Source organism: Acuticoccus kandeliae, assembly GCF_003073115.1.
Window position 1 is genome coordinate 720695 of record NZ_QBBV01000001.1, and the last position, 13949, is coordinate 734643.

A 13949-nucleotide genomic window follows, 5' to 3' on the forward strand; every position below is an offset into this window, starting at 1 on the left:
AACTCGTCATTGGCGATAGGAGCTTTCGGGCGCGGTGAAAGCTCGAACGGTGCTGTCGTCCACGGAAACCGGGTCGGTGGAACGGTTTACGTGGAGATTGCGCCGCGTCCAGGAGGGGAGGCCCTCGATCCCCTCGGCGACGTCTGTCGCGAGCTTGCGCACGAGGCTCGACACCGGCCGGTCACGCGGCAGGCAGATGACGAGATTGCGCAGCGACCAGGCATCTGCGATCGCGATGACCTTCGCGCCCTTCTCGAGGCATTGGGGCGGGACGACGCTCACCGGGACGATGGAGACGCCCGCGCCCGCCGCCACCATCCGGCACACGCTCTCGAAGCTGCGCAGGCGAATGCGCACGGTGAGCTCGCGCCCCATCCGCCGCGCATGCTGGTGGAGATAGAGGTGGATCGCGGAGCGCTCGTCGAGCGTGATGAAGCTCTCGTCGACCACCTCGGAGAAGCTGACCGCGACGCGGTCGTAGAGGGCATGGCCGGGCGGGACGAGGAAGACGAGGCGGTCGGAGAGGAAGGGGTGCGTCTCGATCCCGTCGAGCTGCGCGTTCTCCGCCGCGATCCCGATATCGGCGTCGCCCGAGCGCACCGCGCTCGCGATCTCGTCGGACGTGTCCTCGTGAAGGTCGACGATCACGTCGGGGTGGCGGGCGAGGAAGCTCGCGACGACGTCGGGCAGGAAGCCGGTGATCGCGTTGGAGTTGGCGCGCAGGCGGATCACCCCGCTCTCGCGCTTCTTCCACGCCTCGACCGCGCCGTTGAGACGCTCGACCTGGAGAAGGACCGCGCGCGCGTGGCCGGCGACGACATGGCCCGCCCGCGTCGGCTTCGAGCCCTTGGCGGTGCGCTCCAGGAGCTGAACCCCGCAGCGCGTTTCCAGCACCTTCATGCGGCCGTGCAGGGCGGAGACGGAGATGTGGTTGTGCCGCGCGGCTTCGGCCATGCTCCCGGCCTCGATCACCGAGATCAGCAGGCGCAGATCTGTCAGATCGTAGTGCACTCGGATTTCTCCAATTCCGAAAGCACCATCCAACAATTCCGACTAGTCCGCAATCGGTCGCGTGGTGTAGTCGCGGCGCGAGGCCTATGATCGCGCCCCGGTCCGCGGGACGATCCGCGATCGCGAACGACGCGCGCCCCTGCGCGCGGCCCACTGCGAAGGATGGAATTCCCTATGACCCGGCCGCTCGACGGACTCCTTGTCGTCAGCCTGGAGCAGGCGATCGCCGCGCCCTACGCGACACGGATGCTTGCCGACCAAGGCGCGCGGGTGATCAAGGTGGAGCGGCCCGATGGAGGCGATTTCGCCCGCCAGTACGACACGCGGGCGCGGGGCGTCTCCAGCCACTTCGTCTGGACCAATCGCTCCAAGGAGAGCCTGACGCTGGACCTCAAGCGTCCCGAGGCGGTCGCGGCGCTGAAACAGCTCCTCCTGAAGGCCGACGTTTTCGTCCAGAACCTCGCCCCCGGCGCGGCCGAGCGACTCGGCCTCGGCTCCGAGACGCTGCGCGCGGCGAACCCCAAGCTCATCACCTGCTCGATCTCGGGCTATGGCGGCAGCGGTCCCTACGGCACGAAGAAGGCCTACGACCTCCTCATCCAGGCCGAGGCGGGCTTCTTGTCGGTCACGGGGCGCCCCGGCGATCCGGCGAAGGCGGGCATCTCGGTCGCCGACATCGCGGCCGGCGTCAGCGCCTATAACACCATCCTCACCGCCCTTCTCAACCGCCACAAGACGGGGAAGGGGGACCACATCGAGGTCTCGATGCTGGAGGCGATGGCCGAGTGGATGGGCTTCCCGATGTATTTCGCGGCCGACGGGGCGACCCCGCCGGTGCCGGCCGGCGCCGGTCACGCGACCATCTTCCCCTATGGCCCCTACGAGACGCAGAACGGCGCGGTACTCTTCGGCCTCCAGAACGACCGCGAGTGGGCGGCCTTCTGCGAGACCGTCCTGAAGCGGCCCGACCTTGCGGCCGACCCGCGCTTCAAGGGCAATTCCGGCCGCGCCGCGCACAAGGACGAGGTCAACGGCGCGATCAACGCGGTCTTCTCCACGATCACTTCCGCCGAGGCGATGGCCCGGCTGGAAGAGGCGAAGATCGGCACCGCGAGCGTCAACGACATGGCCGCGCTCTGGGACCACCCCCAGCTGGCCGCGCGCGAGCGCTGGCGCGAGGTCGACATTCCGGGCGGCACCATCCCGGCGCTCCTGCCGATCACGGGCGCCGGCTGGACGCCCCGCGTCGACGCCGTCCCGGCGCTCGGCGCCCACACCAACGCGATCCTGTCGGAGCTTGGCCTCTCCGAGGCGGAGGTCGCAGCCCTCACCGACGACCACAAAGACGAGTGAACCATGACCCCCGATGACGAGAACCACGCCGAGCTTCGCGACGCATTGCGGGCACTCTGCGCGGAATTCCCGGCCGAGTATCACCGCGCCCACGGCGCGAACCACACCTATCCGGAAGAGTTCATCACCGCGCTGACGAACGCCGGGTGGCTCGCCGCGATGATCCCGGAAGAGTATGGCGGCTCGGGCCTCGGCCTCGTGGAGGCCTCCATCGTCATGGAGGAGATCAACCGCGCTGGCGGCAATGCCGGCCACTGCCACGGCCAGATGTACAACATGGGCACGCTGCTGCGGCACGGCTCGGACGCGCAGAAAGCGGCGTACCTGCCGAAGATCGCGACCGGCGAATTGCGCCTCCAGTCGATGGGCGTGACCGAGCCGACGACGGGCACCGACACCACCAAGCTGAAGACGATGGCGGTGAAGAAGGGCGACCGCTACGTCGTGAACGGCCAGAAGGTCTGGATCTCGCGCATCCAGCACTCCGACCTCATGATCCTTCTCGCGCGCACCACGCCGCTCGCCGAGGTGAAGAAGAAGTCGCAGGGCCTCTCCATCTTCCTCGTCGACCTCCACCAGGCGATCGGCAACGGTCTGACGGTGAAGCCGATCGAGAACATGGTCGGCCACGAGACCAACGAGCTCTTCTTCGACAATCTCGAGATCCCCGAGGAGAACCTCATCGGCCAGGAGGGCTCGGGCTTCAAATACATCCTCGACGGGCTGAACGCCGAGCGCACGCTGATCGCGGCCGAGTGCATCGGCGACGGCTACTGGTTCGTCGACAAGGCGTCGGAATACGCCAAGGAGCGCGTCGTGTTCGACCGCCCGATCGGCCAGAACCAGGGGGTTCAGTTCCCGATCGCGCGCGCCTACGTGAACATCGAGGCGGCGAACCTCATGCGCTTCAAGGCGGCGGAGCGGTTCGACGCGAAGCTGTCGTGCGGGGCGGAGGCGAACATGGCGAAGCTCCTCGCCGCCGACGCCTCGTGGGAGGCGGCGAATGTCTGCCTCCAGACGCACGGCGGGTTCGGCTTCGCGCAGGAGTATGACGTGGAGCGTAAGTTCCGCGAGACCAAGCTCTACCAGGTCGCGCCGATCTCGACGAACTTCATCCTGTCCTACGTCGCGGAGCACGTCCTGGGGCTGCCGCGCTCGTTCTGAACGAGGAGAGAGCGATGTCCGCGCCGATCACCGAAGAGGATTTCATCGGGTCCGTCGCGGACGCGCTCCAGTTCATCTCGGTCTACCACCCGGCCGACTATGTCGCCCATCTCACCCGCGCCTATGAGCGCGAGGAGAGCCCGGCGGCGCGCAACGCCATCGCGCAGATCCTCGTGAATTCGCGCATGGCCGCGCTCGGCCGCCGGCCGATGTGCCAGGACACCGGCACCGTCAACGCGTTCGTCTCGGTCGGGATGGGGGCGCGCTTCGCGACCGGCCGCCCGGTCGACGAGATGATCGACGAGGCGGTGGCCCGCGCCTACACCGACCCGGACAATCCGCTGCGCGCCTCGATCGTCGCGGACCCGCTCTTCGCACGCAAGAACACCGGCACCAACGCCCCGGCCGTCACCCACGTGCGCATGGTCGCGGGCGACAAGGTCAAGGTCTCGGTCGCGGCGAAAGGGGGCGGGTCGGAGAACAAGGCGCGCTTTGCCGCCCTCAACCCCTCCGCCAGCCTCGTCGACTGGGTGCTGAAGACGGTGGAGGGGCTCGGCGCCGGCTGGTGCCCGCCCGGCCTCCTCGGCCTCGGCATCGGCGGCACCGCGGAGAAGGCGATGCTGCTCGCCAAGGAATCGCTGATGGCGCCGATCGACATGACGGCGCTCCTGGCGCGCGGCCCGAACGACAAGATCGAGGAGCTGCGGATCGAGCTCTACGAGAAGATCAACGCGCTCGGCATCGGCGCGCAGGGGCTCGGCGGCCTCACCACCGTGCTCGACGTGAAGATCGGCACGCACCCCGTCCACGCCGCCTCCAAGCCCGTCGGCCTCATCCCGCAATGCGCGGCCGACCGGCACGTCTCCTTCACGCTCGACGGGACGGGCCGGGCGACCTTCACCCCGCCCCCGATCGAGATCTGGCCCGAGATCGCGCTCGGCGGGGAGAGCGCGGGCCGCCGCGTCGACCTCGACCGCCTGACGCGCGAGGAGGTCGCCACCTGGCGAGCGGGCGACACGCTGCTCCTGTCTGGCCGCCTCCTCACCGGGCGGGACGCGGCGCACAAGCGGCTCGACGCGATGATCGCGGCCGGCGAGCCGCTCCCGGTCGATCTCGCCGGTCGCGCGATCTACTATGTCGGCCCGGTCGACCCGGTGCGCGACGAGGTGGTCGGCCCGGCCGGTCCCACGACGTCGACCCGCATGGACCCCTTCACCGACCGCCTCCTCGACGCGACCGGCCTCCTCGTCATGATCGGCAAGGCCGAGCGGGGGAAGGAGACGGTCGACTCGATCCGCCGTCACGGCGCCGCCTATCTCATCGCGGTCGGAGGCGCGGCCTATCTCGTCGCGAAGGCGATCAAGTCCGCCCGCATCCTCGCCTTCGAGGATCTCGGCATGGAGGCGATCCGCGAGTTCGTGGTGGAGGACATGCCCGTCACCGTCGCGGTCGACACCACCGGCACCTCGATCCACGAGACCGGGCCGCGCGAATGGCGCCGTCCGGTGATCGGGCGGGCGAGGGACGCCGCGCCGGTGGTCTGACGCGGCCGCCCGCGCGACGGCAGGCGCGGGGTGGCGTGTGCGGCGCATCCCTTGCATTCTGGCTGCCATGTCCCCCGATCGCGGAGCGCGCCCGCTCCGTCCCGGTGAAGGAGTGCCGATCGTGAAGAACTCCGTGCTTGCCGCGCTCGCCGATGCCGAAGCCGCCTTCGTGACCCGCAATCCGGCGAGCCGGGCCGCGCACGAACGCGCCTGCGCCGTCATGCCGGGCGGCAACACCCGCACCTCGCTCTGGAGCGAGCCGTTTCCCCTCTGCATCGCCTCCGGTGAGGGCTGCCGCATCACCGACGTCGACGGGCACACCTATGTCGACTTCCTCGGCGAGTTCACCGCCGGGATCTTCGGTCATTCGTCCGACGTCCTCCTCGACGCCACCGTCGCGGCGCACAAAGCGGGCATCAACCTCTCTTCCCACAATACGCTGGAGGTGCGGCTCGCCGAGCTGATCACCCAACGCTTCGCCTCGATGGACCTCCTGCGCTTCGCCAACTCGGGGACAGAGGCGAACCTCATGGCGCTGACGCTCTCGCGCATCCACACCGGCCGCACCAAGGTGATCGTGTTCGAGCGCGGCTATCATGGCGGGGTCTTCACCTTCGCCGGTGGCGGCTCCCCGGTGAACGCCCCGCTCGACTTCCTCGTCCTGCCCTACAACGACATCGCGGCGGCGGAGGCGGCGTTCGCGGAGCACGAGATCGGCGCGGTCCTGGTGGAGCCGATGCAGGGGGCGGGGGGCTGCCGCCCGGCGACGCGCGAATTCCTCGCGGCGCTGCGCGATCTCACGCAGAAGCACGGCGCGGTGCTGATCTTCGACGAGGTCCAGACCGCCCGCATGGCCTATGGCGGCGTGCAGTCCCTCCTCGGGATCACGCCTGACATGACGACGATCGGCAAATTCTTCGGCGGCGGCCTCGCCTTCGGCTGCTTCGGCGGCAAGGCCGAGATCATGGCCCACATGGACCCGCGCAATCCCGGCTCGGTCGGCCATGCCGGGACGTTCAACAACAACACCCTCGCGATGGCCGCCGGGATCGCGGCGATCGAGACCTACCTCACCGCCGACAATCTCGCCGCCCTCTATGCGCGCGGCGAGGATCTGCGCGCGCGCCTCAACGCCCTCTTCGCCGAGAAGGGCGCGCCCTACATCGTGACGGGCATGGGCTCGATCATGAACATCCACGGGACCGACCCGGAGCACGACATTGCGCTCCGCCGCCTCCTCCAGTTCGACCTCAACGCGCGCGGCCAGCACCTCGCCTCGCGCGGCCTCATCGCGCTCTCGCTGCCGATCGGGGAGGCGGAGATCGCCGGCTTCCTCGATTGCGTCGCGGAAGTGCTCGACGCGCGCGCCGACCTCCACGCCGCGCAAGAGGCCGCCTGAGCGTTCCTTAGCCGGGAAAGGAGAGGGTGCGCCGGTAGAGGTGCCACGTCGCGTGGCCGAGCACCGGCAGCGCCAGGAAGAGGCCGAGAAAGAGCGGGATCATCGCCGTCAGCACCGTGACCGCGATGATCGCGGCCCAGGCGAGGAGCGGGCCCTGGTTCGCCCGCACGGCGCGCATGGAAACCAGCATCGCCGTCACGAAGTCCACCTCGCGGTCGAGGAGGAAGGGGAGGGAGACCACCGTCATCGTGAAGACGAGATAGGTGACGCCGAGCCCCACGATCACCTGGAAGGCGATCATCGCGATGCCGTTGAACGAATAGAGCGCGTCGAACGAGGTCGTGATGTTGGTGAGCGGCATGTGCCCCAGGAAGAGGGCGAAGGACATGTGCGCGAAGAAGCTCCAGAACAGGAAGACGAGGACGAGGATCGCGCCGATCCACGGCGTCTGCCGCCCGCGCTCGCGCCACACGACGCCCAGCACCGAGCCCCAGCCGAGCGGTTCGCCGCGTTCGAGCCGGCGGCTCACCTCGTAGAGGCCGACGGCGGCGAACGGGGCGACCAGCGGGAAGCCGAGCGAGAGGACGAGCGTCCATTCGATCGTGCCGGCCCCCGCGAGCACGAGGACAAGCCCGCACACCACGTAGAAGAAGCTGAAGAAGAGGCCGAAGAGCGGCGCGCGCACGAAGTCGCGCCAGCCCGCCGCGAGGACGGCGCCGAGATCGGCAAGGCGCAGCTTGCGAATGTCCGGACGAGGCGTGGCGGCGATTGTTTGTGTTGTCATGGGCGCGACCCGGAATCGTCTAGCGCGCTTGCCGCTCAGGTTGGATCAACCTGAGCGAAGAGCAATCGCGCCAGATTTATGAAGCGAGCACGCTTTTCCCGCTCAATCCGATTCGGGTTGAGCGGGGCGCGCTCCGGCGCCATTCTTCCCGGCTTTTGCCGGGCGCGCCAAGGTCAAACTTCGCCCCGCCGCGTTCAGGCCTCGCGCGCCGCGACGGCGCTCCGCTCCTTCTCGGTGAGATAGTCCCGCACATAGCGCGCGGTGTTCTCGTAGTGCTCGGCGAGGAGGGCGCAGGCCTCCTTCGGCTTGCGCGCGAGGGTCGCGTCGAGGATCGCGCGGTGCTCGGCCGCGACGTCGCGCGGGGCGCTCTCCACCGTCAGCGAGAAGCGGCGATAGCGGTCCGCCCGGTCGTAGAGCGTGCGGCAGAAGGCGAGCAGGATCGGCGAATCGCACGCCGCGATCAGCGACTCGTGGAACGCCGCGTGATGCTTCTCCCACGTCTCGTCGTGGAGGTGCGGCTCGTCCGACTGGAGGCGCGGCATCCGGTCGATGATGTGGAGGCACGAGATCGCGCGGGCTTCCCAATGGGTGTCGCCAAGCTCGATCGCGCGGGTGAGCGCCATGCCCTCGATCTGGATCCTCGTGCGCACGAGGTCGTCGAGATCGGCGCGCGAGAGATAGGTGACGCGGTAGCCCCGGTTGTGCTCGCCCTCCACGAGCCCGGCGGCGACGAGCCGTGTCAGCGCCTCGCGCACCGGCGACACGCTCACCCCGCAGACCTCCTGCAGCTCCTGAAATTTCAGCGGCGCGCCCTGTTCGAAGCGCCCGACCAGGATCGCGGTCCGCAGCGTGTCGAAGGCGTGCTCGCTTCGGCTTTTGAGTTTCGGCAACCCGTCGTCCCGATTTTCGAAAGTGTTGACGGTATACGAAAATCGGGTGAATAGTGCGCTGTCAATGCCCATCAGAGGCAGATTGGGAGGAATGCGATGCGTCACATCGCGCTGAGTGCGGCTGCCCTCGCGGCCGCCTTCGTCACGGCTCCGGTCGATGCGGCCGAAGTCACCATCCGCTTTCCGGTCGAGTATTCGCTCGCCATCGCGCCGGGCGTCGCCAACCAGGAATTCAAGGATCTGGTGGAGGAGCGCACCGGCGGCCGCGTCGAGGTGCAGCTCTATCCGAGCGGCAGCCTCTACAAGGGCCTCGACCTGGTGCAGGCGATCCTGCGCGGCGACGCGGAGATGAGCACGCTCACCAACGCCTACTGGACGGCGCTGTCGCCCAAGCTCGCCGTGTTCGAACTGCCCTACGCCTTCGAGGATCGCCGCGCCTTCTACGACGCGATCGACGACGACGGCTTCATCCAGAACACCTATGACGAGGTCACCGCGAAGGGCGCGAAGGTCATCGCGGTCCTGCCTTACGACCATTTCGCTTTCGCCTCGCGCGAGACGCCGATCCGTGGGCCGGAATCGATGGCGGGCCAGAAGATCCGCGGCCTCGGCAAGATCAATTCCGCGATGGTCGCCGCCACCGGCGCCGCGCCCGTGTCGCTCAACCTCACCGAGCTGTCTCCGGCGCTGGAGCAGGGCGTGATCGACGGGCTCAACGCTCCGATCGACATCATCCTCGCCTACAAATGGTACGAGTCCGCGCCGAACGTGACCTACGCGCCGGTCTACCTCTCCTTCTATCCGTGGATGGTGAACGCGCGCTGGTGGGACAATCTCGATCCGGAGCTGCGCGACATCATCCAGGCGACCGCGATCGAGGTCGGCGAGCGCCACCGCGCCCGCTCCGAGGCGGTCACCCAGCAGGCGATCGAGGGGCTGCGCGCCGTCGGCGCCGACGTCCACGTCCAGACGCCCGAGGAGCTCGAAGCCTGGAAGGCGGCGACCGCCGGCGTCTGGGAGGAGTTCCGCCCGCAGATCGGCGATGCCCTCATCGACGAAGTCCGCGCCTACTCCGCCGCCCCCTGATTTTCCGCCGCACCGCCCCCGACACAACGACAAACCGGATGACACGCCCATGCTGAAATCGCTGATCGGCGCATCGATCGCCGCCATGACACTCCTCGGCGGCGTCGCGAACGCCGCCGACGTCACGATCCGCTTCCCCGTCGAGTACGCGCTCGAGATCACGCCGGGGCAGGCGAACCAGGAGTTCAAGAGGCTCGTCGAGGAGCGCTCCAACGGGCGCATCGAGGTGAAGCTCTACCCGAGCGGCAGCCTCTATAAGGGCCTCGACCTCCTCCAGGCCGTGCTGCGCGGCGACGCCGAGATGACGACGCTCATCTCCGCCTATTGGAGCGCCGTCGCCCCGAAATCGGCCGTGTTCGAGCTGCCCTACGTGTTCCCGACGAAGGCCGCCTTCTACAAGGCGATCGACGATGGCTTCTTCGAGAAGGCCTACCAGGAGGCCGAGGCGAAGGGGGCGAAGCTCCTCACCGTCCTCCCGTTCGACTATCTCGTCCCCGGCACGCGCACGACGCCGCTGCGCGAGCCCGGCGACTTCGCGGGCCTCAAGTTCCGCGGTCTCGGCAAGACGAACCTTGCGATGCTGAAGCTTTTCGGCGCGACGCCGGTGTCGATCAACTTCGTCGAGATCTCGCCCGCGATCCAGCAGGGCCTCATCGACGCGCTGAACGTGCCGACCGACAACTACATGATCTACAAGTGGTACGAGTCGATCAAGAACGTCACCTACGCGCCGTACTACATCGCCTTCTATCCGTGGATGGTGAACGCGCGCTGGTGGAACAGCCTCGACCCGGAGCTGCAGACCATCATCCAGGAGGCCGCGATCGAGGTCGCGCAGAAGAACCGCGCGGTCGCCGAGGCGGCGTCTGACAAGGCGCTGAAGGACCTCGCCGGGGTGGGCGTCGACGTCCACGTCCAGACGCCGGAGGAGATCGCGATCTGGGCCGAGGCCGCGAAGCCGATCTGGGACGAGTTCACGCCGCAGATCGGGGATGAGCTGATCAACGAGATCCAGACCTACCGCCAGTGAATCTCACGCGTCTCAACCGCATCCTGATGCGCATCGAGGACGGGCTCGCAGGGCTCGTCCTCGCCACGGTTCTCATCCTCGTGACCTGGGAACTCACGTTGCGCGGCCTCTTCGGAGGCTCGCATCTGTGGACGGACGAGCTGTCGCGCGTCCTCCTCATCGTCCTCGTCTATGTCGCCACCATCGGGCTGACGCGCGACGGGGCGCATGTGCGCATCGAGCTTCTGCTCGGCGCGGTTCCGGACCGGGCGCGCGTCGTGCTGGAGCGCCTGTCGGATGTCCTCTGCCTCGTCTTCTCGCTCGCCGCGACCTGGCTCGGGGTCGAGTATGTGCGCGAGTCCCGCATGTTCGGCATCTCCTTCGCCCACTCGAACCTGCCGTTCGAGATCTGGGTCGCGCAGCTCATCGTGCCGATCGGGTTCGGGCTGATCAGCCTGCGGCTCGTCCTGCGTCTCCTCGGCGTCCGCCCCGCGACGCCCGTTCATGTGGACGAGGGCTGAAACATGGCCTTCCTCCTCATCTCATTGATGTTCCTGTTCCTGATCGCAGGCGTGCCGGTCGGCTTCGCGCTGTGGCTGACGGGGCTCGTCGTCGTCCTCATCTCGGGTATGACGTCGCTGACCCAGATCGCCCAGTCGATCTTCTCCGGCCTCGACAGCTTCGTCCTCCTCGCGATCCCCTTCTTCATCCTCGCCGGCAACATCATGCTGCGCTCCGGATTCGCCCGCTATCTCTTCGATTTCATGCAGAGCCTCGTCGGCAAGGTGCCCGGCGGCGCCTCGATCGGCGCGACGGGGGCGACCGCGATCTTCGGCGCGATGACGGGCTCGTCCGTCGCCTCGGCCGCCGCGCTCGGCCGCGTCATGATCCCGACGATGGAAGGCCTCGGCTATCCGAAGCGCTTCAGCGCCGGCCTCATCGCGGCGGGCGGCACCCTCGGCATCCTGATCCCGCCCTCCGTCACCTTCGTCATCTATGGCGAGATGGCGCAGCAATCGGTGAAGGACCTGTTCCTCGCGGGCGTCGTGCCCGGCCTCATCGCCGCGACCGCGATCGGCATCGTCGCCTTCTCCATCGCGCTGCGGCGCGGCTACGGGAAGCAGACGACCCCGTTCTCCCTCGCGGTCGTCGCGCGCACCTTCAGGAGGGCCGCGCCGGCGCTCCTGATGCCGGCGATCGTCCTCGGCGGCATCTATGCCGGCTTCGTGACGCCGACCGAGGCGGCGGCGATCTCGGTGGTGTACGGCCTCTTCATCGGCCTTTTCGTCTACCGCACGATCGGGCTTCGCGACCTTCCCTCGATCTTCATCGACAGCGCGCGCAGCACGGGGGCGATCCTCTTCATCCTGTCCGGCGCGCTCTTCATCGGGATGCTGGCGACGCTCGCGGGGATCCCGGAGGCGATCGTTCAGGCGATCGACGCGGCTAACCTCTCGCCGCTCGCCTTCCTGTTCGTCGTCTCGATCGTGCTCACGATCCTCGGCTGCTTCCTCGACGGCTTCACCCTCCTCACGGTGGTGACGCCGATGCTCCTGCCTTCGGTGCGCGCGCTCGGGATCGACCCGATCCACTTCGCGATCGTTCTCGTCCTCAACATCGAGATCGCCGCGATCACGCCGCCGATCGGCCTCAACCTCTTCGTCATCTCCGGCATCTCGGGGACGACGATGAAGGATGTCGTGACGGGGGTGATCCCGTTCATGCTGGCGATGGCGGTCGTCCTCGTCGTGCTCATCCTCTTCCCGATCCTGTCCACCATCCTTCTCTGAGGAGCCTCCTCATGGCGATCCCCATCGTCGACGCGCACCATCACATCTGGCGCAGGGCCGACCAGCCCTGGCTGCAGGGGCCGACCGTGCCGCGCATCTTCGGCGAGTATGACGCGATCAAGCGCGACTACCCGATCGACGAGTTCCTCTCCGATCTCGAGGGCACGGGCGTCGTGAAGTCCGTCTACGTGCAGACGAACTGGGCGAAGGACCGGGCGGTCGAGGAGGTGGAGTGGGTCCAGTCGATCGCCGACGCGACCGGCTGGCCGCACGCGATCGTGGGCTTCGCCGACTTCCACGATGACGGGGTGGATGCGGTGCTCGCCGCCCACGCGCGCTCGCCCCTGATGCGCGGCGTGCGCCAGCAGCTCCACTGGCACGACAACCCGCAATACCGCTTCGCGAGCGGGCCGAACGAGATGGGCTCGGCCGGCTTCCGCAAGAATCTCGCGAAGCTCGCCGATTATGGCTGGCTGTTCGAGCTGCAGGTCTTCGCCGGGCAGATGGCGGACGGGGCCGACCTCGTCGCCGCCTTCCCCGGCCTCACCTTCGTACTGGAGCACGCCGGGATGCTGGTCGATACCAGCGCCGCCGGCATGGCCGAGTGGCGCGAGGGGATGAAGCGCCTCGCCGACCAGCCCAACATGCACACCAAGCTCTCCGGCCTCGGCACCTTCATCCACCGGAACGACCCCGCCCACATCGCCGACATCGTGGGCGAGACGGTGGAGATCTTCGGGGCCGGGCGCTGCGTCTGGGGCTCCAACTTCCCGATCGAGAAGATCTGGACCGACTATGGCGCGATCGTCTCCGCCGTGCGGGCGGCCGTCGCCGACCTGGCTGAGGCCGACCAGCGCGCGATCCTCCACGACAACGCGGTGGCGCTCTACCGGATCGAATGAACGTGGCGGCGTCGCGCGTCCGGCCTCGATTTGACAAGGCCGGTGCGCGCGGCGACCTTCGTGCCACCAAAACGAGTGAGGGAACAGCCATGCCAAGTGGGTCGCTTCAGGAGGCGCTGCGCGGGATCTCCGGCATCCTCGTCGCCCCGTTCGACGCGGACGACAATCTGGCGACGGCGCGGCTCAAGCCGATCGTCGACCGGGCGGTCGGGGCCGGCGTCCACATCCTCGTCGCCAACGGCAACACCGGCGAGTTCTACGGGATGACGACGGACGAGGCGGTCCGCTACGTCGCCGAGAGCGCCGAGATCGTGGCCGGGCGCGCGCCGCTCATCGGCGGCGTCGGCAAGTCGATCAAGGACGCGTGCGCGATCGCCCGCGCCTCGGCGAAGGCGGGCGCGGCGGCGCTGATGATCCACCAGCCGCCGGACCCGTTCGTCGCGCCGAGCGGCATCGTTGAATATGTGCGCCGGGTGAGCGATGCGGGCGGCGGGCTGCCCATCGTCCTCTATCTGCGAAACGACACGATCGGGACGGCGAACATCGCCGCGCTGTGCGCGGTGGAGGGGGTCGTCGGCGTCAAATGGGCGACGCCGAACCCGCTGAAGCTCGCCGAGGCGATCGCCGCGTCGCCGGAGCATGTCGTCTGGGTCGGCGGCCTCGCCGAAGTCTGGGCGCCGCCCCTTTACGCCGTCGGCGCGCGGGGCTTTACCTCGGGCCTCATCAATGTGTGGCCGGAGCGCTCGGTCGCGATCCATGCCGCGCTGGAGGCCGGGGACTATGAGGAGGCGCGCCGCCTCATCGCCGGCATGGCGGTGTTCGAGCACATCCGCGCGACGCAGATGAACGGGGCGAACGTCACCGGCGTGAAGACCGCGCTCGCCATCATGGGCCTCGATTGCGGCCACACGCGACCGCCCTCGGCCTGGCCGCTTCCGCCGGAGGAGACGCGGGCTCTGCGCGCCTTCCTGGCGGACAACGGCCTCACCGTGCAGGGCGCGGCCTAGGCCCCGTCCT

At 68.3% G+C, this 13949-nt stretch carries 13 protein-coding genes; 10 read left to right on the top strand and 3 right to left on the bottom strand.

Annotated features, from left to right (window positions below; all coding sequences use genetic code 11):
* Nucleotides 1-6: 6 nt before the first annotated feature.
* On the bottom strand, nucleotides 7-1011 hold the full coding sequence (locus DBV35_RS03285) for a LysR substrate-binding domain-containing protein (RefSeq protein ID WP_108658808.1): 1005 nt from the start codon (nucleotides 1009-1011) through the stop codon (nucleotides 7-9).
* Nucleotides 1012-1185: 174 nt separating this feature from the next.
* Here DBV35_RS03285 and DBV35_RS03290 point away from each other — a divergent pair, with 174 nt between their 5' ends.
* From DBV35_RS03290 to DBV35_RS03305, 4 genes are all read left to right on the top strand, one after another.
* Nucleotides 1186-2364: a CaiB/BaiF CoA transferase family protein gene (locus DBV35_RS03290; protein ID WP_108658809.1), complete on the top strand. Its 1179-nt coding sequence runs from the start codon at nucleotides 1186-1188 to the stop codon at nucleotides 2362-2364.
* 3 nt (nucleotides 2365-2367) lie between these two features.
* Nucleotides 2368-3528 carry an acyl-CoA dehydrogenase family protein gene (locus DBV35_RS03295; RefSeq protein WP_108658810.1) on the top strand — a complete coding sequence of 387 codons (1161 nt, stop codon included), beginning with the start codon at nucleotides 2368-2370 and terminating at the stop codon, nucleotides 3526-3528.
* Nucleotides 3529-3542: 14 nt separating this feature from the next.
* Nucleotides 3543-5072, top strand: coding sequence for a fumarate hydratase (locus DBV35_RS03300; protein WP_108658811.1), 1530 nt, complete (start codon nucleotides 3543-3545; stop codon nucleotides 5070-5072).
* A 121-nt stretch (nucleotides 5073-5193) separates the two neighbouring features.
* Nucleotides 5194-6471, top strand: coding sequence for an aspartate aminotransferase family protein (locus tag DBV35_RS03305; RefSeq protein WP_211099929.1), 1278 nt, complete (start codon nucleotides 5194-5196; stop codon nucleotides 6469-6471).
* Between the two features lie 7 nt (nucleotides 6472-6478).
* Here DBV35_RS03305 and DBV35_RS03310 read toward each other — a convergent pair whose 3' ends face one another.
* Together DBV35_RS03310 and DBV35_RS03315 are read right to left on the bottom strand one after the other, a co-directional pair.
* The gene (locus DBV35_RS03310; protein ID WP_108658813.1) at nucleotides 6479-7255 is read right to left on the bottom strand and encodes a DUF2189 domain-containing protein; all 777 of its coding nucleotides are present in this window, start codon (nucleotides 7253-7255) and stop codon (nucleotides 6479-6481) included.
* Nucleotides 7256-7449: 194 nt separating this feature from the next.
* Complete coding sequence (locus DBV35_RS03315) at nucleotides 7450-8145, bottom strand: GntR family transcriptional regulator (protein WP_170134867.1); 696 nt, start codon at nucleotides 8143-8145, stop codon at nucleotides 7450-7452.
* A 96-nt stretch (nucleotides 8146-8241) separates the two neighbouring features.
* Between DBV35_RS03315 and DBV35_RS03320 the strand changes: the two genes are divergently transcribed.
* The 6 genes from DBV35_RS03320 (at nucleotide 8242) to DBV35_RS03345 (ending at nucleotide 13939) form a co-directional block, all read left to right on the top strand.
* Nucleotides 8242-9231 (top strand): TRAP transporter substrate-binding protein, encoded by a 990-nt coding sequence (locus DBV35_RS03320; protein ID WP_108658815.1) that lies wholly within the window; start codon nucleotides 8242-8244, stop codon nucleotides 9229-9231.
* Nucleotides 9232-9280: 49 nt separating this feature from the next.
* Nucleotides 9281-10261 carry a TRAP transporter substrate-binding protein gene (locus tag DBV35_RS03325; protein WP_157961555.1) on the top strand — a complete coding sequence of 327 codons (981 nt, stop codon included), beginning with the start codon at nucleotides 9281-9283 and terminating at the stop codon, nucleotides 10259-10261.
* Nucleotides 10258-10761, top strand: a complete 504-nt coding sequence (locus tag DBV35_RS03330; protein ID WP_108658817.1) for a TRAP transporter small permease — start codon at nucleotides 10258-10260, stop codon at nucleotides 10759-10761. Before DBV35_RS03325 ends, DBV35_RS03330 begins: the two co-directional genes overlap by 4 nt.
* 3 nt (nucleotides 10762-10764) lie before the next feature.
* Entirely contained in the window at nucleotides 10765-12030 is a 1266-nt protein-coding gene (locus DBV35_RS03335; RefSeq protein ID WP_108658818.1) for a TRAP transporter large permease, read from the top strand.
* 11 nt (nucleotides 12031-12041) lie between these two features.
* On the top strand, nucleotides 12042-12932 hold the full coding sequence (locus DBV35_RS03340) for an amidohydrolase family protein (protein WP_108658819.1): 891 nt from the start codon (nucleotides 12042-12044) through the stop codon (nucleotides 12930-12932).
* A gap of 89 nt (nucleotides 12933-13021) precedes the next feature.
* Nucleotides 13022-13939, top strand: coding sequence for a dihydrodipicolinate synthase family protein (locus DBV35_RS03345; protein ID WP_108658820.1), 918 nt, complete (start codon nucleotides 13022-13024; stop codon nucleotides 13937-13939).
* Nucleotides 13940-13949 lie beyond the last annotated feature (10 nt).

Bases quoted from the DNA above. Each gene is read 5' to 3' on its own strand.
- DBV35_RS03290 (WP_108658809.1), top strand. From the start codon at position 1,186: ATGACCCGGCCGCTCGACGGACTCCTTGTCGTCAGCCTGGAGCAGGCG.
- DBV35_RS03325 (WP_157961555.1), top strand. From the start codon at position 9,281: ATGCTGAAATCGCTGATCGGCGCATCGATCGCCGCCATGACACTCCTC.
- DBV35_RS03295 (WP_108658810.1), top strand. From the start codon at position 2,368: ATGACCCCCGATGACGAGAACCACGCCGAGCTTCGCGACGCATTGCGG.
- DBV35_RS03320 (WP_108658815.1), top strand. From the start codon at position 8,242: ATGCGTCACATCGCGCTGAGTGCGGCTGCCCTCGCGGCCGCCTTCGTC.
- DBV35_RS03345 (WP_108658820.1), top strand. From the start codon at position 13,022: ATGCCAAGTGGGTCGCTTCAGGAGGCGCTGCGCGGGATCTCCGGCATC.
- DBV35_RS03310 (WP_108658813.1), bottom strand. From the start codon at position 7,255: ATGACAACACAAACAATCGCCGCCACGCCTCGTCCGGACATTCGCAAG.
- DBV35_RS03335 (WP_108658818.1), top strand. From the start codon at position 10,765: ATGGCCTTCCTCCTCATCTCATTGATGTTCCTGTTCCTGATCGCAGGC.
- DBV35_RS03340 (WP_108658819.1), top strand. From the start codon at position 12,042: ATGGCGATCCCCATCGTCGACGCGCACCATCACATCTGGCGCAGGGCC.
- DBV35_RS03300 (WP_108658811.1), top strand. From the start codon at position 3,543: ATGTCCGCGCCGATCACCGAAGAGGATTTCATCGGGTCCGTCGCGGAC.